Below are 25,780 nucleotides of genomic sequence, written 5' to 3' on the forward strand. Positions count from 1 at the left end.
CACCCTGACCCGGGTTCCGTCGTGTCGTCCCCCGGGGTACGCGTGTCGTCCGGCTGGGTACGCGTGTCGTCCGGAGCGGTACGCGAGTCGTTCCTGCCGTGCGGGCGGACCTCCTAGACTCGGGGCCGTGACGGCATCCGAGAAGGCACACGCACTGCTCGACGGCGTACGGAAGCTCGACGACGAGTGGGCCCGCGTGGCCGGGGGGCTCGGTGAACCCGAGCTGCGTGCGCCCAGTGCGCTGCCCGGCTGGAGCCGGGCGCACGTCTTCGCGCACATCGCGCGCAATGCCGATGGCCTGCGCAATCTGCTGACCTGGGCGAACACCGGCGTCGAGACGCCGATGTACGTCAGCGCCGAGGCGCGCGACGAAGACATCGAAGCCGGTGCCCAGCGCGGGGTCGCCGAGATTCTCGCCGACTTCGTCGCATCCGCCGGGCGGTTCGAGCAGTACGCCGCCGCCATGCCGGACGAAGCCTGGGCGCGTGAGGCCCGTGACCGGCGGGGCGCGCCCGTGACGGGAACCGTCGTCGCGCGGATGCGGCTGTCCGAGCTGACCATCCACCTCGCCGATCTCGGCCTCGGGCACTCCCTCGACGACGTGCTCGGGCTGCTCGGCCCGCTCGCCGAGGACGTCGTCCAGCACGCGATCACCTCCCGCGGCGCGCACCTGCCCGCGCTGCGGCTGGCCGCCGGCGGGTACGAGTGGACGATGGGTGCCGCGCCCGGCGCGACCGTCACCGGCACCTGCGGTGAGCTGCTGGCCTGGCTCAGCGGCCGGTCCGACGGGTCCGCCCTGGACGGTGCCGTGCCACGGATTCCCGCTTGGTCTTGAACGCCGTGCCGCCCTCCGCCGTGTAGGTCATGGGCGCGCCCGAGATGTTGATGTCGGCCCGCCGACCTAGACTGGGCGTCCCCGGCAGCGAGGAGTCCGATGTGGACAACGTGAGCAGGGCGGCCCGGTGACCGGGCAACCCGCCGGACGGCCGCACGTCCACCCCCGTATGGACCTCGACCGCAGGGCGTTCCTCCGGATCGCGGGTGTGTCGGCGGCGGGCGCCGTCGCGGCCGCCTGCTCGAACAACGGCAGCCCGGTGCCGGTGAGCTCGACCGCGCCGTCCACCGCGCCGACGTCCGAGGTACCGACCAGCCGGCCGCCGACCGGGCCGCCGAACTGGGACGACCTGCGCACCCGGCTGACCGGCGGCCTGCTGCGGCCGGGCAACGACGCCTACGACGCCGCCAAGCGCGGGTTCAACCTGCTCTTCGACAGCCGCAACCCCGTCGCCGTCGCTCAAGCGGCGACGCCCCAGGACGTGCAGGCCTGCGTCCAGGGCATCGCCGGGCGCCTGAGCCTCGCCGCGCGCAGCGGCGGGCACAGCTACGCCGGGTACTCCGTGCCCGACGGTGGTGTGGTCATCGATCTGTCCGCGTTGAAGAAGGTGGACGTCCAGGGCACCAAGGCCGTGATCGGCGCCGGCGCGAAGCTCAAGGACGTCTACGCCGCGCTCGGGGCGGCCGGGCGCGCGTTGCCCGCCGGCACCTGCCCGACCGTCGGCATCGCCGGGCTCACCCTCGGCGGCGGCATCGGCGTGCTGGCCCGCAAGTACGGCCTGACCTGTGACCACCTGAGCTCCGCGCAGGTCGTCACGGCCGACGGCAAGCTGGTGACGGCGTCCGCGACCTCCGAGCCGGACCTGTTCTGGGCGCTGCGCGGCGGCGGTGGCGGCAACTTCGGCATCGTCACCGAGTTCACCTTCGACACCGACCCGGCGCCGAACCTGACGGTGTTCTCCCTGCACTTCCCGGCCGGCTCGGCGGCGAACGTGCTCAACGCGTGGCAGCAGTGGATCCCCGCCATGCCACCGGAGCTGTGGGCGAACCTGGTCCTCTCGGGCGGCTCACCGGTGCAGTGCCGGGTCGGCGGTTGTTACGTCGGCACCGCGTCCGCGCTGAACACGCTGCTGAACAACCTGACCACCAACGCCGGCGCGCGGCCGACCCAGCGCACGGTGCGCAGCCTCGACTACCTCGGCGCCATGAAGTACTTCGAGGGCAGTTCGGACCGCCAGTCGTTCCTCGGGTCGTCGCGGATCATCACGGCGCCGGTCGACGCGGCGAAGGTCGTCGCGCTCGCCGAGGGCCGCACGGGCACCGACCTGCTCATCGACGGCCTCGGCGGCAAGGTCGGCGAGCCGGCCAAGGACGCCACGGCGTTCTGGCACCGTGACGCCCTGGCCAGCGTGCAGGTCTACGCCCAAGCGACGGCGAAGAACCAGGCGAAGGTGAGCCAGTCCGTGGGCGAAGTCGTCGCGGGCCTCGCCGCGGCCGGGGCGGGCGGCGGGTACGTCAACTACATCGACCCGGTCCTGCCCGACTGGAAGACCGCCTACTACGGCGACAACGCCAAGCGCCTGGCGGACGTCGGGAAGAAGTACGACCCCTTCAACGTCTTCCGGTTCGGGCAGAGCGTCCAGATCTAGAGGTCGATGCCGGTGAACACCGTGACGCGCTCCTCGGTGAGGTCGTGCATCGCGGCGAGCACACCTTCGCGGCCGACGCCGGAGCCCTTCACCCCGCCGTAGGGCATCTGGTCGGCGCGGTAGGACGGGACGTCGCCGATGATCACGCCGCCGACCTCCAGCTCCGCCGACGCGTGGAAGGCCAGCTGGACGTCGGCGGTGAAGACGCCGGCCTGCAGCCCGTACGCGGATTCGTTGACCGACCGGAAAGCCTCGTCGACACCGTCCACAACGGACACCGCGAGTACCGGGCCGAAGATCTCCTCCGACCACGCCTTGGTGTCCGGCGGGACGTCGGTGAGCAGGGTCGGCGCGACCGTTGCGCCCTCGCGCGTGCCGCCGGTGAGCAGCTTCGCGCCCGCCGCGACGGCTTCGTCGACCCACGCGACGATCCGCTCGGCGGCGGCCTCGTCGACGACCGGGCCGACGTCGGTGTGGCGGTCGTACGGGTCGCCGGTCCGCTGTGACTGCACGGCCTCCAGCAGCTCGGGGACGAACTCGCCGGCGATCGCGGCGTCCACGATCACGCGCTGGACGGCGATGCAGGACTGCCCGGCCTGGTAGTTGCCGAAGGTCGCGATGCGGTGTGCGGCGCCCTCGGGGTCCGGCCAGTCGCGCAGCACGACGGCCGCCGCGTTGCCGCCGAGCTCCAGCACGACGTGCTTGCGCGGCGCGGCGTCCTTCAGCGACCAGCCGACCGGGCCGGACCCGGTGAAGGACACCACCGGCAGCCGCGGGTCGGCGACGAGCGCCTGTGTCTGTTCGTTCCCCAGTGGCAGCACGGAAAACGCGCCTTCGGGCAGGTCCGTCTCGGCCAGGATCTCCCCGAGGATCAGCGACGAGAGCGGCGTCCGCGGCGCGGGCTTGACGATGATCGGCGCGCCGATCGCGAGCGACGGCGCGACCTTGTGCGCTACCAGGTTGAGCGGGAAGTTGAACGGCGCGATGCCGAGCACCGGCCCGCGCGGGACACGCCGGGTCAGCGCCAGCCGCGCCTCGCCCGCGGGGTCCGTGTCGAGGCGCTGGACGTCGCCGGTGAACCGGCGGGCCTCCTCGGCGGCGATGCGGAACACCGACACCGCGCGGCTGACCTCGGCCTCGGCCCACTTGAGCGGCTTGCCGTTCTCCGCCGTGATCACCTCGGCGATCTCGTCGGCGCGGGCGGCGAGCACGCGCGAGACGTGCTCGAGCGCGCCGGCCCGGACGTGCGCGGGCGTGCGGCGGAGCTCCTTGGCGACGGACACGGCGGCGGTGACCGCGCGTTCGACCTGCTCCGGCCCGGGCACCGCGACCGTGGCGACCTCGCTGCCGTCGTACGGGTGGTGCACCACGAGGGTGGTGGCGCCCTGCTCGGGGCGTCCGGCGATCCAGGCGGGGCGCGGCTCGGGGGTGATCATGTCCATGCGTACCAACGTAATCCGGGTGGGGAGTCCGGCGTGGGACCCCCACCCGGACGGGTCACGGCTTGATGAGCACCTTCAGCGCCTCGCGGTGCGCCATCGCGCGGTAGCCGTCCGGCACGCCTTCGACGTCGATGGTCCGGTCGAAGACCTTGCCGGGCTGGTACTTGCCCTCGAGGACGTCCGGCAGCAGCTCGGGGATGTAGTGCCGGGCCGGTGCGACACCGCCGGTGACGGTGACGTTGCGGCGGAACACGCCGACGCCGATCGGGCCCTCTTCGTACTGCGGCAGGCCGACGCGGCTGACCGCGCCACCCGCGCGCACGACCCCGACGCCCATCTCGAAGGCGCCCTTGGTGCCGACGCACTCGAGCACGGCGTGGGTCCCACGCCCGCCGGTCAGCTCGCGGACCTTTTCGACGCCTTCGTCACCGCGCTCGGCGACGACGTCGGTCGCGCCGAACTCGCGGCCGAGGTCGGTGCGGGCCTGGTGGCGTCCCATGAGGACGATCCGGTCGGCGCCGAGGCGCTTCGCGGCGAGGACGGCGGAGAGGCCGACGGCGCCGTCACCGATGACCGTGACGTTCTGGCCCTCGCTCACGCGGGCCTTCACCGCCGCGTGGTGCCCGGTGGAGAAGACGTCCGACAGCGTGAGCATCGACGCGAGCAGCGCCTCGTCCTCGGTGTGCGGCAGCTTGACCAGGGTGCCGTCGGCCTGCGGCACGCGCACGGCCTCGCCCTGACCGCCGTCGACGCCCTTCGCGCCCCAGCCGCCGCCGTGCAGGCAGGACGTCTGGAGGCCTTCGCGGCAGAACTCGCAGGTGTTGTCGGACCAGACGAACGGCGCGACGGCGAGGTCGCCGTTCTTGACGGTCGTCACGTCGGCGCCGGTCTCCTCGACGATCCCGAGGAACTCGTGCCCGATCCGGCGGCCGTGCTCGCGCGGCTCCATGTCGGCGTACGGCCAGAGGTCGCTCCCGCAGATGCAGGACCGCACGACCCGCAGGACGACGTCCGTCGGTTCGACGAGCTTCGGGTCGGGCACGGTTTCGACCCGGACGTCGCCGGCACCGTAGATCACTGTCGCTCGCATGCGTGGGGCCTTTCCGTGACAAACGTCGGGGGTGCGGCGGCGTTCTCGCGCCTAGATTTTCGTCCATGACCACGCGCACCGCATCCCGCAACCCGTTCGAGGCCCTCGCGACCGGACCACGGTTCCCGCTCGTCACGGCCGTGGTGTTCCTCGTGACGCTGGCTTGCGGCATCGCGCAGCTGGTGCACCCGCCGCTGTACGACGCGGTGGTCCGCGACGCGGCCCGCATCGACGACGGCCAGTGGTACCGCCTGGTGACGGGCATGTTCTTCCAGGACGGCTGGGGGTTTGGCCTCGTCTCGAACCTGCTCTGGCTGGCGGTGTTCGGCACGCTCGCCGAGCGCGTCTTCGGCCGCGGCCGCTGGCTGGTCCTGTACTTCGGCTGCGGCCTGTTCGGGCAGTTCATGAGCTACGTGTGGCTCAACCCGGTCGGCGCGGGCAACTCGATGTGCGTGGCAGGCCTGATCGGCGCGCTGGCGACGCTGGTGATCGTGGCGTCGCGGCGCTACGGCGTCGAGCTGCCCCTGCAGTTCCGCGTGATGGCGTTCGCGGCGCCGGTCCTGGCGGTGGTCGACACGGTGGTCCACGACAACCACGGCCTGCCCTGCCTGCTGGGCATGGCGCTGGGCTACCTGCTGCTCCCGTCACCCACTCGTGCCACGCATCCGGAGGTCGTGACACCGGATCACTTTCACGGCGAAAGTGGCGTCAAAGGCGGGTGACGCGGCCGCCGAGCCGGTGCCAGTGCTCGACGAGGTGTGCCTGCACCGGCACTGCCAGCAGCTCCGCGAGGTCCTGCTCGGCCGCGCGAGCCGCCGCCTCGGTCCGCTCCCAGGCCCGGACGTCGGCCTCGACGGCCACCCGCGCGCCGGGGCCCGTCCGGGTGTGGGCGGCCGCGATCAGGTCGCAGCGCAGCTCGTCGGCCCGGCCCAGGTCCACGGTGTGCCGTGCGTCGAGGACGATGCCGAGCCCCGAACGCACGCCGTAGCGCACGGCGATCCGCAGCAGGTCGTTGCTGAACGCACGCGTTTCGGCGGGCAGCCACGACAGCCGTTCCCAGTCGGGCGGTGGCTGGTCGTCGGCGCGGCAGACCGCGTACCCGGGCACGTCACACCAGGTCAGACTGCCCGGCGGCCGGAGTCGGTAGAGCATGCGCGTCCCCCTCGGCGGCAGGTGGCCACGGACGGGCCACACCCGGTGAGTCGGGCCGATCGTGACTCCGCGTTACAGCGGCCGGTTCCGGTAGAGGTCGCGCAGCAGCAGGACCTCGGCGCAGTGGTGGATCATCTCCCGGCTGATGTGCAGCACCAGCGTCGCCATCGACTCCTTCGCGTACGGGCCCTCCGCCGGGCCGCACGGCCGCGCCAGGCCGTCGTCGCCCAGGGAACGCACCCCCTCGATCCACCGGGCGTAGAACTCGTCCAGCTGCTTCAGCACCTCGGCCGCCGTGCCCGGGTACGGGTAGTCGTCGTACGTCATCGGCGGCCCGTCGAAGTGCGAGGCGATCCGCATGCCCAGGACGCCGACCAGGACGTGGTTGAGGCGCCAGGCGATCGTCGTGACCGGCGGCGGGGTCGGCTCGGGGAAGGCGAAGTCGATGGTGAACGGCCCGGTGCCGGGCTCGTCGTCCGACTTGCGCGGGCGCACGGTCCAGCAGCCCGCGACCGGCTCCCAGAAGTACTCGTCGTCGGTGAGCCCCTCGAGCTTCGGGCGCGTGTGCACCTTCCAGTGGAAGTCGAGCTGGTCGGTCAGTTCCTTCGTCCAGTTCACAGCCATACCGCGCACCGTAGGGCGGATCGAGGACAGGCGTGGCCCTGAATCCCGGGTGACCCAGCCCACCTGGGACGATAGAGGGGAATCCCGCCGCTGCCAGGAGGTCGTCAGGTGCCCAACCCCACCGGTCCGGTTCTCGTCGTGGACTTCGGGGCGCAGTACGCGCAGCTGATCGCCCGGCGCGTCCGGGAGGCCCAGATCTACTCGGAGGTCGTGCCGCACAGCGCGTCCGTCGACGAGATCCTCGCGAAGGACCCCGCGGCGATCATCCTCTCCGGCGGCCCGTCGAGCGTGTACGCCGAAGGTGCCCCGAGCATGGACCCGAAGCTCACCGAAGCGGGCGTGCCGATCTTCGGCATCTGCTACGGCCACCAGCTGCTCGCCAGCGCGCTCGGCGGCGTGGTCGAGCCGACCGGCGTCCGCGAGTTCGGCCGCACCGAGGTCCGCGTCACCGGCGACGGCGGTGTCCTGCACGCCGGCCTGCCCGCGACCCAGCCCGCGTGGATGAGCCACAACGACAGCGTCACCAAGGCCCCGGAGGGCTCGGTCGTCACCGCGTCCTCCGACGGCGCCGTGGTCGCCGGCTTCGAAGACGTCGAGCGCCGCTTCGCCGGCGTCCAGTACCACCCGGAGGTCGCGCACTCGCCGCACGGCCAGGAGGTGCTGCGCCGCTTCCTGCACGAAATCGCCGGCATCAAGCCGCAGTGGACGACGTCGTCGATCGTCGAGGAGCAGGTCCAGCGGATCACCGAGCAGGTGGGCGACGGCCGCGCGATCTGCGGCCTGTCCGGCGGCGTCGACTCCGCCGTCGCGGCCGCGCTGGTGCAGCGCGCCATCGGCGACAGGCTGACCTGCGTGTTCGTCGACCACGGCCTGCTGCGGGCGGGGGAGCGCACCCAGGTGGAGCGCGACTTCGTCGCTGCCACCGGCGTCAACCTCGTCACCGTCGACGCCCGCGACCGCTTCCTCGACGCGCTGGCCGGCGTCACCGACCCGGAGCAGAAGCGCAAGATCATCGGCCGCGAGTTCATCCGCGTGTTCGAGCAGGCCGAGCGCGACCTCAAGGCCGAGGGCGACTACCGCTTCCTGGTCCAGGGCACGCTCTACCCGGACGTCGTCGAGTCCGGCGGCGGCGAGGGCGCGGCCAACATCAAGAGCCACCACAACGTCGGCGGCCTGCCGGACGACCTGCAGTTCGAGCTGGTCGAGCCGCTGCGGCTGCTGTTCAAGGACGAGGTCCGCAAGGTCGGCACCGAGCTGGGCCTGCCCGAGACGATCGTGCAGCGCCAGCCGTTCCCCGGCCCCGGCCTGGGCATCCGCATCATCGGCGCGGTCGACGCCGAGCGCCTGGAGACCCTGCGCGCGGCCGACCTGATCGCCCGCGAGGAGCTGACGGCGGCCGGGCTGGACCACGAGATCTGGCAGTGCCCGGTGGTGCTGCTGGCGGACGTCCGCAGCGTCGGCGTCCAGGGTGACGGCCGCACGTACGGCCACCCGATCGTCCTGCGCCCGGTGTCGTCCGAGGACGCGATGACGGCGGACTGGACGCGCCTGCCCTACGACGTCCTGGAGCGCATCTCCACCCGCATCACCAACGAGGTGGCGGAGGTGAACCGGGTCGTGCTGGATGTGACGTCCAAGCCGCCGGGCACCATCGAGTGGGAGTAAGTCCCCAGACAGGACTCGAGGCCCTGGCGTGGGATCCAGGGCCTCGAGAGAGTGGTGTTTCGGTTCAGCGGCGGCGTTTCCCGCCGAACGACGCGCCCAGGAGCATCAGCCCCACGAACACCGCGCCGCCCGCGATCACCCAGCGGAAGTCGAAGTGCGGCAGCCAGCTCGCGCCGTCCGAGAGGACGTAGGCGGAGATCAGCAGCGTCGCGACCCCGACGATCAGGGTGAAGAAGTCCACGCCGCGCCGCGCGGGCGCCGCCTCGGCCGGATTGTCGTAGGCGTAAGGGTTCTGGTCAGCCACGGCGCACCTCCACGTCGCCCACCGTGTTCGACACGTGCAGGGTGATCTTCTGGCCGCCGACGCCGTCGGTGCCGTAGTCCGTCCCGGTCAGCGAGTCCTGGCTGATGCCGTCCGTCGACCGGTTGAAGCACTCCGCCGTACCGGCGCCGGTACGGCAGTCGAAGGTGACGTCCGCCGTGTCCGGCACGGTGATCGTCGAGTTGCCGGCGCCGTTGACCACGTTCGTGGTGATCGGTGAACCGACGGGCAGCTTGGTCAGGTCGAGGTCGATGTCACCGGCCGCGTGCTGGTAGAGCGGCTTCACGTCGGTCGCCACGCGCGGCGTCTCGTTGAGGTCGCCGGCGCCGCCGCGGAAGTCGAAGTTCTGGAACGGCACCGTCGTCAGGATCATCCCGGCGATCGCCAGCGGCACCGCGAGCCCGATCAGGCCCCGCCCGCCGCGGACGAACGCGCCGGTGACCAGGCCGATCCCGACCACACCGAGCACCAGCCCGATGATGTGCTGCGCGGAGAACCAGGGCACGCCGTTGAGGTTCGCGAGCACGCCGGCCCCGGCGGTGACGACGGCCAGGCCGAACGTCGCCGAGCCCACCTTCGAGCGGTGGCGGGGTTCGGGCGCTTTGAACGCCTTCGGCGGCGCGGGCGGCGGCGGGTCCTGATAGGACGGTGCGTCGGGCAGGTCCCAGCCGGCCGGATCGGCGGCGAGGGGGTCCCAGCCCCGCGGGGACGCCGGCGACTTCGCCTCGGCGGTCGCGGTGTCGGTCATGGTGAAGGCTCCGTTCCCGGTGAAGGCCGTGTACTGCGACCGCGGGGTGACCGGGGCCGGCCGGTTCTCGTGACCGCGGCTGCGGTGCAGCAGGTAGAGCGCGATGCCGAGCAGCGCGAAGCTGATCAGGCCGCCGCCGTCGAACCAGGAGCCGCTGAAGCTCCCCCCGACGCTCACGACGGTCAGGATCGACAGCACCACGGCGAACGCGGGCGACACCGACGAGCGGCCTCGCCCGATCAGGCCCTCGAAGCCGGAGACGTCGTCGCTCTCGCCGGGCAGGAACAGCCACCCCAGCAGGTAGAAGGTCACCCCGAAACCACCGAAGATCGTCGCGACCACCAGCGCCACCCGCACCACGACGGGATCGAGCCCGTACCGGTTCCCGATGGCCGCGGCCACCCCGGCGACCTTCCGCCCCCCGTGCGGCCGCCGGGGCCGGCTCCCCCAGAAGTCCTTGACGGTCTCCTCGAAGCCGTTCAACGGACCCGGCTTCGGTGCCCGTGTCTCACTCGCACCACTCATGGCCCAAAGCATGCGGGACGCCGATCCCGGAGACATCCGGGAAGGACCCTGATTCTCCCCGGAGAGGGTCTCGGGGGCCCTGGTCCGTAACGCGGGCTGTCCGGCCGCGACCCCAGTTCCGGACGACGGACTGTGGAGGAGAGCAGTGCCCCGAAAACAGAACCCGGTCACCGAGGCCGGCTGCGTAGTGGCCGCGCTGGGCGTCTTCGTGGTCGCGGTGGTGGCGGCCGGGTTGCTGAGTGTGGTGGCGGCGCACCCGGTGGCGTCGATCGTCACCGGCCGCGCCGGCGACCTGGGCGCGGACGTGGTCGCCTTCGCGCCCGACGGGCGCAAGATCGTCCTGCAGGCCAAGCGGTTCGCCGTCACGCACAACGTCACGGGCCCGGACTTGCAGCGCTTCGGCGGTACTTGTTACACCGTGCACGGGGCCCGCGTCGCCGCCGTGGTCACGACCTCGACGTTCACCAAACAGGCCCGGGAGTACGCCGCGCACCACGGCATCCGGTTGTTCGACGCGCGCGGTCTCGCCGCGTGGGCGAGCCGCACCGGACCGGCGCCCTGGCACTGAACAGCCACGGCCGGAAGGGTGCCGGTCCACCGGATCAGGGGTTTCCCCGATGGAACCCCACGCCCGTGCGTGTGACCATGGACGGCGTGCAGGAGTCCCTCGACCAGGTCGTCGTCCCCGAGACGGTGACGCAGGCCGTCACCGTCCCGTCCTCGCCGAAGATGTTCCGGCGCCGGTCCGGGCGGGCGATCGCCGGCGTCGCCGGTGGTCTTGCCGACCACCTCGGCGTGCCCGTCGTCTGGGTGCGGACCGGGTTCGCGCTGCTCGCCGCGCTCAACGGCGCCGGCCTGCTCGCGTACGGCCTGCTCTGGGTGTTCGTCCAGCAGCAGACCGAAGAATCCGCGAAAGCCCCCACCTCGAAGGAACGCCAGCAGGCGTTCGGCCTGATCGCGCTCGGGGTCGGCCTCGCCGTCGCCAGCGGGACGCTCACCGGCTTCATCAGCGGCTGGGTCGCCGTGCCGCTCGCCGTCGCGATGATCGGTCTCGCCGTCGTCTGGCGCGAGGCCGACGAGTCGCAGCGCCGCCGCTGGCGGGTCGGCGCCAAGGACGGCTTCGCGGGCGCGTTCCTCGGCGGGGGCGGCTGGTCGGCCGCGATCCGGATCGTTGCCGGGGTCGCGCTGGTGATCACCGGCATCGGCGTCGTCGTGCTCCGCAGCGGCAGCCTCGACCAGGTCCAGTTCGCCCTGATCGCCGTCATCGCGACGCTGATCGGCGTCGCCGTCCTGACCATCCCGTTCTGGCTGCGCTTGGTCCGCGACCTGTCCGACGAGCGCAAGGCCCGCATCCGCACCGACGAACGCGCCGAGATCGCCGCCCACCTGCACGACTCCGTGCTGCAGACGCTGGCGCTGATCCAGAAGCAGAGCGAGCAGCCGCGCGAGGTCGCGCGCCTCGCCCGCAGCCAGGAACGCGAACTGCGCGGCTGGCTCTACGGCCCGAACGGCTACGGCAAGCCCGTCGAGCAGCCCGAAGAGGATCAGGCGACCGGCCGGCTTTCGGAAGCGCTCGCGACGGCGTGCGGCGAGGTCGAGGACACCTTCGCGATCTCCGTCGGCCAGGTCGTGGTCGGCGACGCCGAGCTGGACGAGGCGCTGGTCGCGCTGGTCCAGGCCGCGCGCGAGGCGATCGTCAACGCCGCGAAGCACGCCGGGGTCGAAGAGGTGAGCGTCTACGCCGAGGTCGAGCCGACGTCGGTCACGGTGTTCGTCCGCGACCGCGGCAAGGGCTTCGACCCGGAGGTCGTCCCGGGCGACCGCCACGGCCTCGCCGACTCGATCCGCGGCCGGATGACCCGCCACGGTGGCACGTGCAAGCTGCGCACCGCGCCGGGTGAAGGCACCGAGGTCCAGCTCGCCATGCCGGTCAAAGCGGGCAAGGGCGCGGCGTGAGGCGGCTATGCTCGAACCCGTGACTGACACCCAGCGCGAACCGGTGAAGGTGTTCCTCGTCGACGACCACGCGCTGTTCCGCGCGGGCGTGCGCACCGAGCTCGACTCGATCACCGACGAGGTCCGCGTGGTCGGCGAGGCCGGCTCGGTCGCCGAGGCGGTGGCCGGGATCGCCCGGACCAAGCCCCAGGTCGTGCTCCTCGACGTCCACATGCCCGACGGCGGCGGCGCCGAGGTGCTGCGCCGCGTCCGCCCGGAGCTGCCGGACGTCGTGTTCCTGGCGCTCTCGGTGTCGGACGCCGCGGAGGACGTCATCGCGGTCATCCGCGCCGGCGCCCGCGGCTACGTGACGAAGACGATCTCGTCGAAGGAACTGGTCCGCGCGGTGGTCCGCGTCTCGGACGGCGACGCGGTGTTCTCACCGCGGCTGGCCGGTTTTGTCCTGGACGCCTTTGCCGACCGCCCGGGTTCGGCCCCGATCAACGACCCCGAGCTGGACCTGCTGACGCCCCGAGAGCGCGACGTCCTGCGGCTGCTGGCCCGCGGGTACGCGTACAAGGAGATCGCGTCGGAGCTGTTCATCTCGGTGAAGACGGTCGAGACGCACGTGTCGAGCGTCCTGCGCAAGACCCAGCTGTCGAACCGCTACGAGCTCTCCCGCTGGGCCTCCGACCGCCGCCTGGTCTGAACAGCCGCGCGGACCTCAGTCGGCCAGAGGAGCGAGGGGTCTGGGCGCGCGTCCGGTGGTGTCGTCACCAAGCCCATCCGCTTGGTCACCAGGCTCCGCCAAGACCCCTCGCTCCGGCTTCTGGAGGCGGGTCAGCGCGACCCCGCCGAGGACGACCAGCATGCCCGCGATCACCCGCAGGTTGAGCTGCTCGCCCAGGAACACCGCGCCCAGCAGCACCGAGACCACCGGCAGCAGGTACCCGACGACCGAGGCCGCCACCGCGCCTTCGCTCGCCAGCAGCTGGTAGTTCAACGCGAACGCGATTCCTGTCGAACCGATGCCGAGCACCAGCATCGCGAGCAGGGGCCCCACCCCGAAGTGCACCGGCGTGAACCCGCCCGCCGGCAGGGCCAGCAGCAGGAAGCCGCTCGCCAGCAGCATCTGGCTGGCCGAGAGCGCGTACGGCGACGTCGACGTCCCCGACAGGTACTTGCCTTCGTAGACGAACGCGAAGCCGTAGCTCGCCGCCGCCGCGAGGCAGGCCAGCGCGCCCCAGCTCAGCAGGCCCGACGCCTGCCACGGCGCGAAGATCAGCAGGATCCCGCCGAGGCCGACGAGCAGGCCCGCCAGCCGCGTCCCGGTCATTCGCGACGTCGTCCCCATCATCGGCGCGGCGAGCAGCACCCACAGCGGCGTCGTCGAGTTCAGCACGCCGGTGATCCCCGAGTCGACCGTCGTCTCGCCGATCGCGAACAGCAGGAACGGCAGCGCGTTGTGGAAGAAGGCCGCGACGGTCAGGTGCCCCCACATCCGCCGGTCGCGCGGCAGCTGGGCCCGCTGCAGCTTGCACAGCAGCAGAAGCATGGCCGCGCCCAGCACCAGCCGTGCCAGGACCAGCTGCACCGGCGAGAACATCCCCAGCCCCAGCTTGATCCAGAAGAAACTCGAGCCCCACATCAGCGCCAGCGCGGCGATCCTGAGCAGGGTCTTCGTCTCGCCCACCCCAGTCCTCCTTCAACGATCATCGCCAGCTTCGTCGCGGCAAGACGTAAGGACAAGCGCAAATAACTGTAGGAACACTTAAGCCGAGCTGTACGATCGGGCCATGCTCGACGTCCGCCGCATGCAGGTCCTCCGCGCCGTGATCACCAGCGGGTCGATCACCGCCGCGGCCCGCAACCTCGGCTACACGCCGTCCGCGATCAGCCAGCAGCTCTCCGCGCTGGAACGCGAGGCGGGCACCGAACTGCTCGAACGCGTCGGCCGCGGCGTCCGGCCGACGCCGGCGGGCTCACTGCTGTCCGAGCACGCCGAGACGCTGAGCACCGAGCTCGCGAAGGCCGAGGCCGCGCTGACCGAGCTCAAGGAGGGTCGCATCGGCCGCATCACCATCCGCTACTTCGCGACGGCCGGCGCGTCCCTGGTCCCGCCCGCCATCGCCGCGGTTCGCCGCGAGCACCCCGGCGTGCGCCTCGACCTCAAGCTCGTCGAACCCCTGGACCCGCTGGCCGACGTCGAGTCGGGCGAGGCCGACGTCGCGATCACGGTCTTCCCCCGCAAGACCCCGCCCGGCAAGGGCGTCGAGCTGGTCCACCTGCTCGACGACCCGTACCGCGCGGTGCTGCCGAAAACCCATCCGCTGGCCCGCAAGCGCGTGCTCGACCTGACCGAGTTCGCCGAGGAGCCGTGGGTCGGCGTCGACGGCATGCCCGGCGTCTGCCGCGACATCCTGCTCGGCGCCTGCGCGCAGGCCGGGTTCGCGCCGAACGTCGTCGTCGAGTCCGAGGACTACCAGACGGCACAGGGGTTCATCGCGGCCGGCATCGGCGTCGGGCTGATCCCGGAGCTCGGGCTCGGCTCGCAGCACCCCGGCGTGATCGTCCGCAAGATCCGCCACCCGGAGCCGATCCGGGCGATCCACGCCGCCGTCGCGACGCGCGCCTGGGGGCACCCGGCCGTCCGCACGCTGCTCGAAGCGATGCGCGCGGCGACCGCGAAAGTGGCTTAAACGAAGAACAGTTCCGACACGAGGATGCCGACCAGCACGGCCGCGAGGATCGCGGCCACGGTGATCAGCGTCTTCTTCGACACCGGCAGGTTCCACTCGTCCGCGGCCTTCTGCGGCTGGGGAGCCGGCGGCGGAATGTACTGCGTCGCCTGCTGACCCGGCGCCGCCACCGGCTGCATCCGCTGCGTCTCCTCCGCCGAGGAGAAACCGGGTGCGGGCGTGGTGAGCGGGATCTGCTGCTGGTACTGCGGTCCCGACGGCGGCAGCGGCGGTGCCGCGGGCGTGTGCGCCGGGTTGAACGGGGGCGCCGGCGGGGCCGGCGGCGGTGGCATTCCGGGCGCGGTCGGCGGGATGAACGCCGTCTCCCGGCCTTCGGTGATCGCGCTCAGCGCCCGGACCGTGTCCGCCATCGTCGGCCGGGTGGCCGGGTCCGTGCGCAGCATCTTGCGCAGCGCCGCGGTGAGCACCCCGGCGTTCTGCGCCGGACGCTCCGAAGACTGCCCGTCTTCGCCGAACGGCGGCACGCCCTCCACCGAGGTGTAGAGCGTCGCGCCGAGGGAGAAGACGTCCGCGGGCGGTGACGGCGGCAGGCCGCGCGCAACCTCGGGCGCCACGTACGCCGGGCTCGGCCCGCCGCCGCTGATGCCGATGTCGGTGAGCTTCACCCCGCCGTCGTCGGCCAGCAGCACGGTGCCCGGCTCGAGCGTGCGGTGCACGAACCCGGCCGCGTGGATCGCGGTGAGCGCGTTCCCGAGCTGGATCCCCAGCGCCGCCGCCTGGTCCGGGGTGAGCCGGCCGTGCTCGGCGAGGAACGTCGCCATGCTGCGCGACGGGATGTACTCCATCACCAGCCAGACGTCCTGGCCCTCGGGCAGCACGTCGAACACCTTGATGGCGGACGCGTGCTCGATCCGGGCCGCGTCCTTGCCCTCCTGCATGGCGGCCGCGCGCGCCTGTTCGGCGCGGTCACCGGCGCCGACGGGCAGGTACATCCGCTTCATCGCGACGGTGCGGAACAGCCGCGTATCGAACGCCAGCCACACGATCCCGGCGCGGCCGCGGCCGATCGGCTGGTCCAGCCGGAACCGGCCGCCGACGATGGTGCCTTCAGAACTCAAGACTGATCCTTGATCATCCGCCAGCCGGAGGCTGCGAGCTCGATGTGGTCGGCGGTTCGCTGGTGGACGGAGTGGTCGTGGGCTCCGAGGTTGTGGTCTTCGGCGTGGTCTTCGGAGTCGTTTGCTGCGGCTCAGTCTGCCGTGTTGTGGTTCGCTTCGCCGACGTGGTCGGCTCCTCCGTGCTCGACGGCAGGTCGACCGTGCTGGTCGGCAGCTCGTCCGTCGTCGACGGCAGCGACTGCGACGTCGCGGCCGGGGTCGGCCGGTTGCTCGAGATCGGCGTCGCCGGGTTCTCGGGGTTGTTCGGGCTCAGCAGCCAGACCCCCAGCGCGACCAGGCCGATGACCACGATGCCGCCGATGATCGCCGGGCGCTTCCAGGCGCCGGGTTTCTCGTCGTCGTCCGGGGGCGGGCTCGCCTGCGGCCGCTGCCGCGGCGGGGGAGGCGGGGCCGGCTCGTCTTCGTAGTCTTCGTAGTCGTCCGCGTACGGGTCCTGCTGGCCGTGCGGGGGCACCGGCACCGCGCGGGTCGCGGCGAGCCCGGGAGGCACGCCTCCGGCCTCGTACGGGTGATCGTCCTCCGGGTAGCGCGTGTACCCGCGGTCGTAGTCGTTCTCGGGGTAGCCCGTGCCCTCGGCGTAGTCGTCCTCGTCGTAGTACGGGACGGCCTGCGTCGGCGCCGCGTCGCCCAGCAGCGTGCCCGAGTGACCCGCGGGGATCTCGTCGAACATCTGGGTCGCGCCGGGGTCGGCCAGCGCGGCCGCGCCCAGCACGCCGGCCGCGGGGGCCAGCATGGTCTCCTCCGCCGGCCCGCCGAGCGGCAGTTCGCCCCGCGCGACGGCGGCGAGCAGCTCCTCGCACTCCTCGGCGGTCGGCCGGTGCTCGGTGTCCGGGTGCAGCAGCACGGCCAGCACGCTCGCCAGCGGCCCGGACTGGCGCGGCGGGTTGATCTGCCCGGCGGCGACGGCGTGCAGCAGGCTCAGCGTGTTCTCGGACAGGCCGAACGGCGGCTGGCCCTCGCACGCGGCGTACAGCGTGGACCCGAGGGAGAACACGTCGGACTCCGGACCGGGATCACCGCCGATGGCGACTTCGGGGGCCAGGTAGGCGGGGGTGCCGGCGATCATCCCGGTCTTGGTGACCGTGACGTCGTCCTTGGCGCGGGAGATGCCGAAGTCGGTGATCTTCACCGTGCCGTTGCCGCCGAGCAGGATGTTGCCCGGCTTGATGTCGCGGTGCACGATGCCGACCGCGTGGGCCTCGCGCAGCGCCGCGGCGACCTGGGCGCCGATGCGCGCCACCTCGACCGGCGGCAGCGTGCGGCGTTCCTGCAGGACGGCCGCCAGGCTGGTGGAGTTGAGGTACTCCATGATCAGGCACGGCTGGCCGTTGTCGTCGGTGACGACGTCGAAGACGGAGATGGCGTTCGGGTGGTGCAGCCGCGCCGCGATCCGGCCCTCGCGCATGGTGCGCTGCCGGGCGTCCTCGGCGTCGTGCTCGTCCAGGTGCGGCTGGAGCAGGAGCTGCTTGATGGCCACGGTGCGGCCCAGGATCTCGTCGTGCGCCTGCCAGACGGCCCCCATCGCGCCCGTGCCGATCCGGCCGACGATGCGATACCGACCGGCGACCAGACGACCCTCGTCGCTCACGCGACCTCCCTTTGGGCTCCGTCTTCACCAGGGCGTGAGGATTGGTTCCTGGTGACGCGGCCACGAGCACGCCGCTTCGCTGGAGCGTATGCACATGTCGTGGGCTGTGAGCCGGCTTTTCCGAGACCGGCGCGTGACTAGGCTAGGCGCTCACTCTGCGCACACGAATCCGGTAGGGGCACTTGAACCACGGGTGAAGGAGTGATCGCCCTGGGCTACATGTACTGGGCGGAGACGAGCTCGGCTTCGGTGATCAATCCGCCGGTGTCCGCGACCCGGAACAGCTGGGTCACGCGCACCAGCGCGCCGTCCGGCCGGTGGAGCGTGGCGACGGCCAGGATCGAGCCGTCCGGCTTGATCTGGGTGTCCGCTTCCTGGACGTCGATCGCGTCCATCGCGCTCCACGTGCGGACCAGCTCACCGGCGGCGCCGTCGGCCAGCGTCGGGCTGAGCAGGGCCAGCGCGCCGTTCGAGTTCTTGGCGATCGCGGCGTAGAAGTCCTTGACGGCCTGGATCTTCCGGGTCGCGCTGCGCGGGTCCGCGGCCGCGTCCGGCACCGCGTCCGCCGTCTTGGGCGCCGCCTGCGGCTGCGGGCTGCCACCGGAGGTCGACTCCTGGGCCGACGGGGCACCGCCGGAGTGCGTGGTGCCCTGGGTGGCCGGGCCGGGCTGCTCCGGCGTGCCGCCGCCGGCCTGGCGCTGCGGGACGGCGAGGCCGCCGAGCTCCGCGGCGCCGGTGAACCCGGCGGGCGTGGACTGGCCGTCGGCGGACGCGGCGCGGTGCGCGCTGGTCAGCATGGGTGCGGCGACCACGGCACCGGCGACGAGCGCGCCGGCGGCGAGGAGCCCGGCCAGCTTGGCGCGCCGGACGAACCGGCTCTCCGGTTCACCCTGGTCGTCGGCCTGCTCGGCCTCGCGGTCCGGTTCCGGGCGCGGCGGCAGGAACTTCTGCGGATCGCGGAAGACCTGCTCGAGATAGTCCCGGTCGGCGTCACCGACGCCGTCGAGAATCTCGGCAGGGATCACGTCCTCGACGCGGACGGCGTTGGGTACCTCACGCCGTGTGCGCTGCCGATCAAGCACGAAAGTCCTCGCTCTGGGGTTCCGGGGACGGGCACTCGGCCGTTCGGCCGGGTGCCCGTTGGTCCGGATGGACGACTCGTGGCCGGTTCCGGACCTGCTGTCGTTAGGTAACCCTGCGCGGAAGGCAATCACCAGGCTCTGTCGCCGGAATGCCTCCGCGATACGACGAGCGGCAGCTTATGTCACCCACCCGGACCAGGCCTAACCGCTCGGCGCACCGCACGTGCATCGGAACGGGCGAACCGCACGTGCAGGTTCGGTCACTGTCCGTCGCTGGTGATCTTGTCGCCGTCTCCGAACGTCAGCGTGCGCTGCTCGATCGTCTTGGTCCCGTCATCGTGCGTGATCTCGACGGTGTTCACCGTGACGCCGCGCTGCTGGTCGATGCTGACCTTCTTGACCTCGAAGTAGGCGATGCCGGCGTACCGCTCGGCGAGTGCCCGCGGCCCCTGGTCGTGCAGCTCGCCGGTGGTCACCGACGAGGCCGTGCCGGGGTCGGTCGTGACCGTGTTGAAGAACTTCTCCGAGTTGTCGCCCAGGGTCTGGACGTCGGGCGGAAAGGAGTACCACCACGGCGCTTTCGCCTGCGTCTCGCGCTCGGCCATGGTGACCGGCGGCTTCTGCGGCACCCTGGTGGTCGTGGGCGGGTCGTCGGTGGCCGTCGGCCCCGACGTGCTGCCCGGGGGCGGCGGGGACGCGCCGTCGACCGGCCCGGCGCCGCCGCCGCCGTCGGTCGTGCCGTTCGTCGCGCTCGCGTCGTCCGGCTGCCGCGTGCTGTCCGGGCCCGCCGTGGACCCGCCGGGCCGGGAGGTCGGCTGGTGCCGGTCGTCGTTCGCGGGGTCGTCCACCGTCGGGGCGCCCTGGTACCCGGGCCACGCGCCCTGCACGGCCTGGTCCATCGGCGGCTTGCCGACCAGGAAGGACCCGGCGAACAGCAGCCCGACGACCACGGCGCCGGACGCGCCGGTGGCGAACCACGCCGCCTTCCGCCAGGTCTTCGGCGGGGTCACCGACGCGGGCACCGAGCCGATCGGGAAGCCGCCGAGCCCGTCGATGGCGTCGATCGGCGGGGCGGCGTAGATGCGGACGTCGTCATCGTCGGGTTCGACGCGGCGCGGTTTCGGGCTGGCGAGCGAGACCCGCGTGCGGCGGGCGGCCTGGTCGGCGCGCGACTCGGTGTCGGGCATCGAGACCGGGCCCGGCTCGCCGAAGCCGTCGTCCAGTGGCAGGTGGCCCTGGGCGGCGGGGAAGTGCGCGGGCCGCCGGTCGCGCGGCTGGGGCAGCAGCGGCCGGCTCGGCTGGGGGAGCGGGAGCGAGCCGGAGATCGGCACGTCGATCGGCGCCGTCTCCTCCGCGCAGTGGCGCACCGGACGGTACGGCGGCGCCGGCGGCGTCCAGCCGTCGGTGACGCCCTGCCGGTGCCGTCCGGGGTGCGCGGGGGCGGTGCCGCGGCCGTGGAACTCCGTGCCGTTGCTCATGCGGACTCGACCACCCGCCGGTCCGGTCCTGACGCCGCGGCGCCCCCGGTCAACCCGAACGGAGCACCCTCACGCGCGGAATCCTGTTCGGAATCCTGCGCAGATGCACGCGCATGCGAGAATGGACGCGCGGGGCCAGTGCCCCCGCGCGCCTTCCGGGCGTCGCCCGACCCAGGCGCAAGGGTCCTCACGGCCCCAACATTAGGAGCATCCGGCGTAGAAAGTCGCCCCCAAACCTGCAAGTTGCAGAGGTTTCACTCGGTCGGGCGCGACCGAAAGGGGGAAGCTGACCCTACGCGTTTTCACGCAGCGCAATCACCGCAGCTCAGGCCATTCAGCTGCCGGTGCGGTAGCGATCCCGGGTCGACTGCAGCGCCTTCGTGGCCACCACGCCGCTACCCGCAGCGACGACGATCGCGGCGATGTCGAGCGTCGGTCCCCCGGCCGTGAGCAACCAGGCGAACAACGACGCCGCAGTGGTACCGCCGGCAATCGCCCACCGGCTGCGGACGTACTGCGCGACCGGAGCGCCGCCGGCACGCTTACCCGCCGCGTTGTTGAGCAGGGCCAGATAACCCACATGGCCCAGTGCGGCCAGCACGCTCGCGAGAGCGACGATGACGGCGATGAGGTTCACGATCCAGTCCATGACCTCAGTCTGCCCGCACCGGGGCCGCCGGTGCCTCGGGGAAGACCCCGAATTCGGCCAACCGTTACCGGCCGAGCCGCCCACGGCCCAGGTTCAGCAGCGCCATGGCCAGCTGACGGCCGTCGGGGCCCAGCTCGCGGTAGCGCGCGAGGACGTCCATCTCGCGGTTGTAGACGATGCGCGTGCCGCCGGCGGCCATCCGCGCGGCGCCGATCGTCTTCGACACCTCGACCCGGCGTTTCACCAGCCGCAGGATCTCCTTGTCGAGCCAGTCGATCTCCTGCCGCAGTGCCGCGATGTCGTCACCGGCGGGGGTGTCCTCGGCGGGCTGGCCGTCGGCGTTCGTCGCTTGTGCGTTCATCGGGACCTCTTCCTTGAAGCCCGGATCCGGCCCCAGGGACGGCGACAGCCCCGGGTCCGTGGACTCCGGGGCTGGCGTGATGGCGGGTTCGGGCACTACGCGATCACGGGAGCCGGAGTCCGGGTCCCGTAGAAAAATCGCTCTGCGTAGCGCCGCATGACTTCAGTATGGCACAGCCGTCCGGGCGCGTTCCCGGGCCGAGCGGACCCCCGCATGAACGAAGAGGCTCACCGCGAGCCAGAACATGGGGAAGGCCGGCCAGAAGAAGCCGGCGCCCAGCACGGCCCACCGGACGATCGCCACCACCGCGATGGCGACCACCACGGCGAGGTGCAGCCGCAGCGCGGGGTGACGGCGCAGCGCCGCCCGGGACAGCGGGAAACCGGGCCACTGCGGCACCGGCCGCGGCAGGTCGGCGGTGAGCGCGGTCAGCTCGTCGGTGAACTTCGCGGCGTAGACGTGGGTGAGGCGCTCTTCGACCTCGTCGAGGGTGAGCCGGCCTTCGGTGCCGGCGGACTGGACAGCGGTGGCGACGCGCTCGCGATCGGCGTCGGCGGCCCGGAGGCGGGCGGGGTGGATGTCTTCCATACAGCCGATGCTCCGCGCGGCGGGCCCCCGGCGCGTCGGGCGCCAGGCGACATCTCCCGCTACGCCTGACGCGGTAGCCCACCCGCCCGGGGTAGCGTGGACGGACGATGGACACCCTCTTCGATCTCCCCGCCGAGACCCCCGCGCGCAAGCCCGCTTCCGGCGGGCAGGCCGATCTGCTCGAGGACCTCAACCCCGCCCAGCGCGAAGCCGTCACCCACGCCGGTGGCCCGCTGCTGGTGGTCGCGGGTGCGGGGTCGGGCAAGACCCGGGTGCTGACCCGCCGGATCGCCTACCTGCTCGGGCAACGCCGGGTGCACCCCGGCGAAATCATGGCGATCACGTTCACCAACAAGGCCGCCGCCGAGATGCGCGACCGCGTCGCCGCACTCGTCGGGCGCCGCGCGAACGCCATGTGGGTGTCGACCTTCCACTCGATGTGCGTGCGGATCCTGCGCCGTGAAGCCAAGACGCTGGACATGTCGTCGAGCTTCTCCATCTACGACTCGGACGACACCAAGCGGCTCATCACGCTCGTCGCGCGGGACCTCGACATCGACCCGAAGCGCTACGCCGCCCGCACGCTCGCCATCCACATCTCGAACCTGAAGAACGAACTCGTCGACGCCGAAGAGGCGGCGGCCAACGCGGGCAACGACCTCGAGCGCCGCGTCGCCGAGGTCTACGCCGAGTACCAGCGGCGGCTGAACCAGGCCAACGCCTTCGACTTCGACGACCTCATCATGCGCACGGTCTCGCTGCTGCAGGCGTTCCCGGCCGTCGCCGAGTACTACCGGCGGCGCTTCCGGCACGTGCTGGTCGACGAGTACCAGGACACGAACCACGCGCAGTACACCCTGGTCCGCGAACTGGCCGGGACCGCGCCGAACGAGTCGGGCGTCGAGCCGGCCGAGCTGGTCGTCGTCGGTGACGCGGACCAGTCGATCTACGCCTTCCGCGGCGCGACGATCCGCAACATCGAGGAGTTCGAGCGGGACTTCCCGAACGCGCACACCATCCTGCTGGAGCAGAACTACCGCTCCACGCAGACGATCCTGTCCGCGGCCAACGCCGTGATCGAGCGGAACCCGAACCGGCGGGCGAAGCGGCTGTGGACCGATTCGGGCGACGGCGAGAAGATCGTCGGCTACGTCTCGGACAACGACCACGACGAGGCCGCGTTCGTCGCGAACGAGATCGACGCGCTGGCGGAGAAGGGCGAAGCCGACTACTCCGACGTCGCCGTCTTCTACCGCACCAACAACCAGTCCCGCGTCTTCGAAGAGATCTTCATCCGGCTCGGCCTGCCGTACAAGGTCGTCGGCGGCGTGCGGTTCTACGAGCGGCGCGAAGTCCGCGACATGGTCGCCTACCTCAGGGTGCTGGCGAACCCGGAGGACACGGTCAGCCTGCGGCGCGTGCTGAACGTGCCCAAGCGCGGCATCGGCGACCGCGCCGAAGCCGTCGTGGCGACGCACGCCGAGCGCGAGCGGATCTCGTTCGCCCAGGCGCTGCGGGACGCCGCCGAGGACAAGGTGCCGCTGCTGAACCCGCGCTCGGTCAAGGCGATCGGCGGGTTCGTCGCGCTGCTGGACGAGCTCGGCGACCTGATCACCTCCGGGGCCGAGGTGCACGACGTCCTCGAAGCCGTGATGGACAAGACCGGCTACCGCGTCGAGCTCGAGGAGTCGGACGACCCGCAGGACGCGACGCGCGTGGAGAACCTGACCGAGCTCGTCACGGTGGCCCGCGAGTTCACCGAGATCACCGCCGAGATCGTCGCGGACGAGAACGCCGAGCTGGTCGTGGACGAGGGTGTCCCGGCGCCGGGTTCGCTGCCCGCGTTCCTGGAGCGCGTGTCGCTGGTCGCGGACGCCGACTCGGTGCCTTCTCCGGACGGTGGCGAGGAAGGCGACGGCGGGGCGGGCGTGGTCACGCTGATGACCGTGCACACCGCGAAGGGCCTGGAGTACCCGGTCGTGTTCTGCACCGGCTGGGAGGACGGCGTCTTCCCGCACATGCGTGCGCTGGGCGACCCGACCGAGCTCGCCGAGGAACGGCGGCTCGCGTACGTCGCGATCACGCGGGCCCGCAAGCGGTTGTACGTCTCGCGCGCGATCACGCGGTCGGCGTGGGGACAGCCGTCGATGAACCCGGCTTCGCGGTTCCTGGACGAGCTGCCGCCGGACCTCGTCGACTGGCGGCGACTGGAGCCGTCCAGCCGCGGCTTCGGCTCGTTCGGCAGCGGTTCGCGCGGCACGCCGCGGGCGGCGACCACCTGGGGCGGCCGGTCTTCGTCGGCGCCCTCTTCCTCCCCTGGCGTGAGTTCCTTCGGCAAAGGCTGGAAGGACACGGTGGCGCTGAAGCTGGACGTCGGCGACCGCGTCAGCCACGACAAGTACGGCCTGGGCACGGTCGTCTCGTGCGACGGCGTCGGCCCGCGCGCGACGGCGACGATCGACTTCGGCGCGGCCGGCAAGGTCCGGCTGATGCTCATCGGCAGCGTCCCGATGGTGAAGCTCTAACACTCTTACGGGTGATCCCGGCGGCGATCTCGGCGATCGCCGCCGGAATCGTCGTACCCCACCGGTAGAACTGACCCCGTAATCGAACACGAGTTCGACGGAGGGGGAGCCTGGTGTGGACGCGGTGCTGTTTGGCCTGCTGGCCGAAGGGGTACAAAATTATTTGCGAGGAGTCCTGGGGACGACGGTTCCGGATCGGGGTCGGGAGCCTTCGGGGGCTTCAGGAATTCCTTCGCGTGCGGGAGCGGAGGCGTGCCGGCTGGCCGCCGCCTGGCGAGCGCTGCTCAGGCAGCACGAACTGGGCGCGGACGGGCACTGTGTCACCTGCGGCCGGGGACGCCGCTGGACGACCAGGGCCCGGAGGGCCGCGCGTGTCCGCTCCGCGAAGACCGCGGTGGCGTGGGGCTGGTGGCCGGTGCGAAGACCGGCAGAGCTCTGCACGGTCTGGCAGGTCGCGGTGGCGTACTTCATCCGCCGTCTGCCGGGAAGCCATCGGTAGGCGTTTCCGGGCGCTGAGAAGCGTGCTGGCGGGCTGGGGAGCGCCGCGGGTGGTCCGGACCACCTCGCGCGTCCCGGGGCGGCCTCAGGCGGTGTCCGTGCCGAGGCTCGCTTCGGTGCCTCTCACGACCTCGGCCGCGCGGCTGCCGGGCAGCTCTCGCGCGGCCGTGAACGGGTCGGACGATTCGGACGACTCAGATGACGATGCCGCGCGCGGCCAGCCAGGGCCGGGGGTCGATCTTCTTCGTGCCGTCCTGCCAGACCTCGAAGTGCAGGTGCGGGCCGGTGCTCTGGCCGCGGTTGCCGATCTCGGCGATCTGCTCGCCGCACTTGACCTTCTGGCCCTCCTTGACGGAGAAGCTGTTCATGTGGCCGTAGACCTGGATCGTGCCGTCCTGGAGCTGGACCCGGACCCACAGGCCGAAACCGCTGGCCGGGCCGGCCTCGATCACGGTGCCGTCGGAGGCGGCGTAGATCGGGGTGCCGATCGCGTTGGCGATGTCGATGCCGAGGTGGCTCGTGCCCCACCGGGCACCGAAGCCCGAGGTGAAGGTGCCGTGCGCGGGCAGGCAGGTCTTGGGGCGAGAGGCTTCTTCGGCGGCCTTCTTGGCGGCGTCGGCTTCGCGCTGCTCGCGGGCCTGCGTGATCGAGGCGCTGTCGGCGAGCTTCGCGGCTTCGGCGGAAGCGTCGACGGTGTGGCCGGTGGGCAGGAGCTCGGGGGCGCCCCCGGAGCCCGCACCTCCCGCGGTGAGCGACGCGCTGGCGTCCTGGCTGTTGGCCAGGGGCGTCACGGCGGTGTCCGAGTCGGTGACCGTCTTGAGGGTCGAGCCCGCGGCGGCGGCCGCAAACGCACCAGCCGCCACGGCGGCGACCACGACACGGCCACGGAGGGCCGAGGAGGGCGGGGCGATGCGGTGCGCACCCCGGACACGAACGACCGCACCTTGCAGTGCGTCCTTCAATGCCGGGGAAGGAGCTTGGCCGCCGGGGGAGCGGTGTGAAGCCAAGACAGGGCCTTCCATCGTCGGGGAGCCGGGCCTAGGACCGCGGGCGGGGGAACCCGGTGAGCCAACCTCGGGGGTGGTTTGCTCGGTGTCCTACTTCGTGACCTGACTGTAATGGGGACCGGGGGACAGTAACGAAGGGGC

Annotated in this window: 24 protein-coding genes; 9 read left to right on the forward strand and 15 right to left on the reverse strand. The window is 72.0% G+C overall.

Annotated elements, in window-relative coordinates:
* Nucleotides 1-127: 127 nt before the first annotated feature.
* Together ACGFMK_RS18270 and ACGFMK_RS18275 are read left to right on the forward strand one after the other, a co-directional pair.
* Nucleotides 128-835, forward strand: coding sequence for a maleylpyruvate isomerase N-terminal domain-containing protein (locus tag ACGFMK_RS18270; RefSeq protein ID WP_392764164.1), 708 nt, complete (start codon nt 128-130; stop codon nt 833-835).
* 169 nt (nt 836-1,004) lie between these two features.
* Nucleotides 1,005-2,483 (forward strand): FAD-dependent oxidoreductase, encoded by a 1,479-nt coding sequence (locus tag ACGFMK_RS18275; protein WP_392764544.1) that lies wholly within the window; start codon nt 1,005-1,007, stop codon nt 2,481-2,483.
* On the opposite strand, the gene ACGFMK_RS18280 is transcribed toward ACGFMK_RS18275, so the two are convergent.
* Nucleotides 2,480-3,925 carry an aldehyde dehydrogenase family protein gene (locus tag ACGFMK_RS18280; protein WP_392764167.1) on the reverse strand — a complete coding sequence of 482 codons (1,446 nt, stop codon included), beginning with the start codon at nt 3,923-3,925 and terminating at the stop codon, nt 2,480-2,482. The genes ACGFMK_RS18275 and ACGFMK_RS18280 overlap by 4 nt on opposite strands.
* Before the next feature lie 55 nt (nt 3,926-3,980).
* Nucleotides 3,981-5,015, reverse strand: a complete 1,035-nt coding sequence (locus ACGFMK_RS18285; protein ID WP_392764169.1) for a zinc-dependent alcohol dehydrogenase family protein — start codon at nt 5,013-5,015, stop codon at nt 3,981-3,983.
* Nucleotides 5,016-5,080: 65 nt separating this feature from the next.
* Here ACGFMK_RS18285 and ACGFMK_RS18290 point away from each other — a divergent pair, with 65 nt between their 5' ends.
* Entirely contained in the window at nt 5,081-5,737 is a 657-nt protein-coding gene (locus ACGFMK_RS18290) for a rhomboid family intramembrane serine protease (protein ID WP_392764171.1), read from the forward strand.
* Here ACGFMK_RS18290 and ACGFMK_RS18295 read toward each other — a convergent pair.
* Both ACGFMK_RS18295 and ACGFMK_RS18300 read right to left on the reverse strand, forming a co-directional pair.
* Complete coding sequence (locus ACGFMK_RS18295; RefSeq protein ID WP_392764174.1) at nt 5,724-6,167, reverse strand: hypothetical protein; 444 nt, start codon at nt 6,165-6,167, stop codon at nt 5,724-5,726. The genes ACGFMK_RS18290 and ACGFMK_RS18295 overlap by 14 nt on opposite strands.
* A 72-nt stretch (nt 6,168-6,239) precedes the next feature.
* Complete coding sequence (locus tag ACGFMK_RS18300; RefSeq protein ID WP_392764177.1) at nt 6,240-6,791, reverse strand: DinB family protein; 552 nt, start codon at nt 6,789-6,791, stop codon at nt 6,240-6,242.
* Between the two features lie 108 nt (nt 6,792-6,899).
* On the opposite strand from ACGFMK_RS18300, the gene guaA reads away from it, so the two are divergent.
* Nucleotides 6,900-8,456, forward strand: a complete 1,557-nt coding sequence (guaA, locus tag ACGFMK_RS18305; RefSeq protein WP_392764180.1) for a glutamine-hydrolyzing GMP synthase — start codon at nt 6,900-6,902, stop codon at nt 8,454-8,456.
* A gap of 64 nt (nt 8,457-8,520) precedes the next feature.
* Here the strand turns inward: guaA and ACGFMK_RS18310 are convergent, their stop codons facing one another.
* Entirely contained in the window at nt 8,521-8,760 is a 240-nt protein-coding gene (locus tag ACGFMK_RS18310; protein WP_326946076.1) for a hypothetical protein, read from the reverse strand.
* Nucleotides 8,753-10,051, reverse strand: a complete 1,299-nt coding sequence (locus ACGFMK_RS18315; protein WP_392764182.1) for a PspC domain-containing protein — start codon at nt 10,049-10,051, stop codon at nt 8,753-8,755. Before ACGFMK_RS18315 ends, ACGFMK_RS18310 begins: the two co-directional genes overlap by 8 nt.
* Nucleotides 10,052-10,196: 145 nt before the next feature.
* Between ACGFMK_RS18315 and ACGFMK_RS18320 the strand changes: the two genes are divergently transcribed.
* The 3 genes from ACGFMK_RS18320 (at nt 10,197) to ACGFMK_RS18330 (ending at nt 12,695) form a co-directional block, all read left to right on the forward strand.
* Nucleotides 10,197-10,619 (forward strand): restriction endonuclease, encoded by a 423-nt coding sequence (locus ACGFMK_RS18320; protein WP_392764185.1) that lies wholly within the window; start codon nt 10,197-10,199, stop codon nt 10,617-10,619.
* A gap of 71 nt (nt 10,620-10,690) precedes the next feature.
* The gene (locus ACGFMK_RS18325; protein ID WP_392764546.1) at nt 10,691-12,007 is read left to right on the forward strand and encodes a PspC domain-containing protein; all 1,317 of its coding nucleotides are present in this window, start codon (nt 10,691-10,693) and stop codon (nt 12,005-12,007) included.
* Between the two features lie 7 nt (nt 12,008-12,014).
* Nucleotides 12,015-12,695, forward strand: coding sequence for a response regulator (locus ACGFMK_RS18330; protein ID WP_392764187.1), 681 nt, complete (start codon nt 12,015-12,017; stop codon nt 12,693-12,695).
* Nucleotides 12,696-12,710: 15 nt separating this feature from the next.
* Here the strand turns inward: ACGFMK_RS18330 and ACGFMK_RS18335 are convergent, their stop codons facing one another.
* Nucleotides 12,711-13,679 (reverse strand): DMT family transporter, encoded by a 969-nt coding sequence (locus ACGFMK_RS18335; protein ID WP_392764189.1) that lies wholly within the window; start codon nt 13,677-13,679, stop codon nt 12,711-12,713.
* 103 nt (nt 13,680-13,782) lie between these two features.
* Between ACGFMK_RS18335 and ACGFMK_RS18340 the strand changes: the two genes are divergently transcribed.
* On the forward strand, nt 13,783-14,685 hold the full coding sequence (locus ACGFMK_RS18340) for a LysR family transcriptional regulator (protein WP_392764192.1): 903 nt from the start codon (nt 13,783-13,785) through the stop codon (nt 14,683-14,685).
* Here ACGFMK_RS18340 and ACGFMK_RS18345 read toward each other — a convergent pair.
* From ACGFMK_RS18345 to ACGFMK_RS18375, 7 genes are all read right to left on the reverse strand, one after another.
* Nucleotides 14,682-15,803: a serine/threonine-protein kinase gene (locus ACGFMK_RS18345; RefSeq protein WP_392764195.1), complete on the reverse strand. Its 1,122-nt coding sequence runs from the start codon at nt 15,801-15,803 to the stop codon at nt 14,682-14,684. The two genes, ACGFMK_RS18340 and ACGFMK_RS18345, sit on opposite strands and share 4 nt — an antisense overlap.
* Before the next feature lie 13 nt (nt 15,804-15,816).
* Nucleotides 15,817-17,451, reverse strand: a complete 1,635-nt coding sequence (locus ACGFMK_RS18350; protein ID WP_392764198.1) for a protein kinase — start codon at nt 17,449-17,451, stop codon at nt 15,817-15,819.
* A 215-nt stretch (nt 17,452-17,666) separates the two neighbouring features.
* Nucleotides 17,667-18,533, reverse strand: coding sequence for a hypothetical protein (locus tag ACGFMK_RS18355; RefSeq protein ID WP_392764201.1), 867 nt, complete (start codon nt 18,531-18,533; stop codon nt 17,667-17,669).
* 260 nt (nt 18,534-18,793) lie between these two features.
* Complete coding sequence (locus ACGFMK_RS18360; protein WP_392764204.1) at nt 18,794-20,011, reverse strand: hypothetical protein; 1,218 nt, start codon at nt 20,009-20,011, stop codon at nt 18,794-18,796.
* Nucleotides 20,012-20,345: 334 nt separating this feature from the next.
* Nucleotides 20,346-20,660: a hypothetical protein gene (locus ACGFMK_RS18365; protein ID WP_392764207.1), complete on the reverse strand. Its 315-nt coding sequence runs from the start codon at nt 20,658-20,660 to the stop codon at nt 20,346-20,348.
* Between the two features lie 64 nt (nt 20,661-20,724).
* Complete coding sequence (locus ACGFMK_RS18370) at nt 20,725-21,021, reverse strand: chorismate mutase (protein ID WP_392764209.1); 297 nt, start codon at nt 21,019-21,021, stop codon at nt 20,725-20,727.
* A 162-nt stretch (nt 21,022-21,183) separates the two neighbouring features.
* Nucleotides 21,184-21,609 (reverse strand): DUF1707 domain-containing protein, encoded by a 426-nt coding sequence (locus tag ACGFMK_RS18375; protein ID WP_392764212.1) that lies wholly within the window; start codon nt 21,607-21,609, stop codon nt 21,184-21,186.
* Between the two features lie 107 nt (nt 21,610-21,716).
* Here ACGFMK_RS18375 and pcrA point away from each other — a divergent pair, with 107 nt between their 5' ends.
* Entirely contained in the window at nt 21,717-24,134 is a 2,418-nt protein-coding gene (pcrA, locus tag ACGFMK_RS18380; protein WP_392764215.1) for a DNA helicase PcrA, read from the forward strand.
* 692 nt (nt 24,135-24,826) lie between these two features.
* Here pcrA and ACGFMK_RS18385 read toward each other — a convergent pair.
* Nucleotides 24,827-25,507 carry a M23 family metallopeptidase gene (locus tag ACGFMK_RS18385; RefSeq protein ID WP_392764217.1) on the reverse strand — a complete coding sequence of 227 codons (681 nt, stop codon included), beginning with the start codon at nt 25,505-25,507 and terminating at the stop codon, nt 24,827-24,829.
* Between the last annotated feature and the right edge of the window lie 273 nt (nt 25,508-25,780).

This window comes from Amycolatopsis sp. NPDC049252 (genome assembly GCF_043197175.1).
Taxonomy (GTDB): Bacteria; Actinomycetota; Actinomycetes; order Mycobacteriales; family Pseudonocardiaceae; genus Amycolatopsis.

Excerpts from the sequence above, each read along its gene's own strand:
- ACGFMK_RS18290 (WP_392764171.1), top strand. The coding sequence starts at position 5,081 with ATGACCACGCGCACCGCATCCCGCAACCCGTTCGAGGCCCTCGCGACC.
- ACGFMK_RS18300 (WP_392764177.1), bottom strand. The coding sequence starts at position 6,791 with ATGGCTGTGAACTGGACGAAGGAACTGACCGACCAGCTCGACTTCCAC.
- ACGFMK_RS18370 (WP_392764209.1), bottom strand. The coding sequence starts at position 21,021 with ATGAACGCACAAGCGACGAACGCCGACGGCCAGCCCGCCGAGGACACC.
- ACGFMK_RS18375 (WP_392764212.1), bottom strand. The coding sequence starts at position 21,609 with ATGGAAGACATCCACCCCGCCCGCCTCCGGGCCGCCGACGCCGATCGC.
- ACGFMK_RS18280 (WP_392764167.1), bottom strand. The coding sequence starts at position 3,925 with ATGGACATGATCACCCCCGAGCCGCGCCCCGCCTGGATCGCCGGACGC.
- ACGFMK_RS18295 (WP_392764174.1), bottom strand. The coding sequence starts at position 6,167 with ATGCTCTACCGACTCCGGCCGCCGGGCAGTCTGACCTGGTGTGACGTG.
- ACGFMK_RS18275 (WP_392764544.1), top strand. The coding sequence starts at position 1,005 with ATGGACCTCGACCGCAGGGCGTTCCTCCGGATCGCGGGTGTGTCGGCG.
- ACGFMK_RS18315 (WP_392764182.1), bottom strand. The coding sequence starts at position 10,051 with ATGAGTGGTGCGAGTGAGACACGGGCACCGAAGCCGGGTCCGTTGAAC.
- ACGFMK_RS18340 (WP_392764192.1), top strand. The coding sequence starts at position 13,783 with ATGCTCGACGTCCGCCGCATGCAGGTCCTCCGCGCCGTGATCACCAGC.
- ACGFMK_RS18285 (WP_392764169.1), bottom strand. The coding sequence starts at position 5,015 with ATGCGAGCGACAGTGATCTACGGTGCCGGCGACGTCCGGGTCGAAACC.
- ACGFMK_RS18330 (WP_392764187.1), top strand. The coding sequence starts at position 12,015 with ATGCTCGAACCCGTGACTGACACCCAGCGCGAACCGGTGAAGGTGTTC.
- pcrA (WP_392764215.1), top strand. The coding sequence starts at position 21,717 with ATGGACACCCTCTTCGATCTCCCCGCCGAGACCCCCGCGCGCAAGCCC.
- ACGFMK_RS18365 (WP_392764207.1), bottom strand. The coding sequence starts at position 20,660 with ATGGACTGGATCGTGAACCTCATCGCCGTCATCGTCGCTCTCGCGAGC.
- ACGFMK_RS18360 (WP_392764204.1), bottom strand. The coding sequence starts at position 20,011 with ATGAGCAACGGCACGGAGTTCCACGGCCGCGGCACCGCCCCCGCGCAC.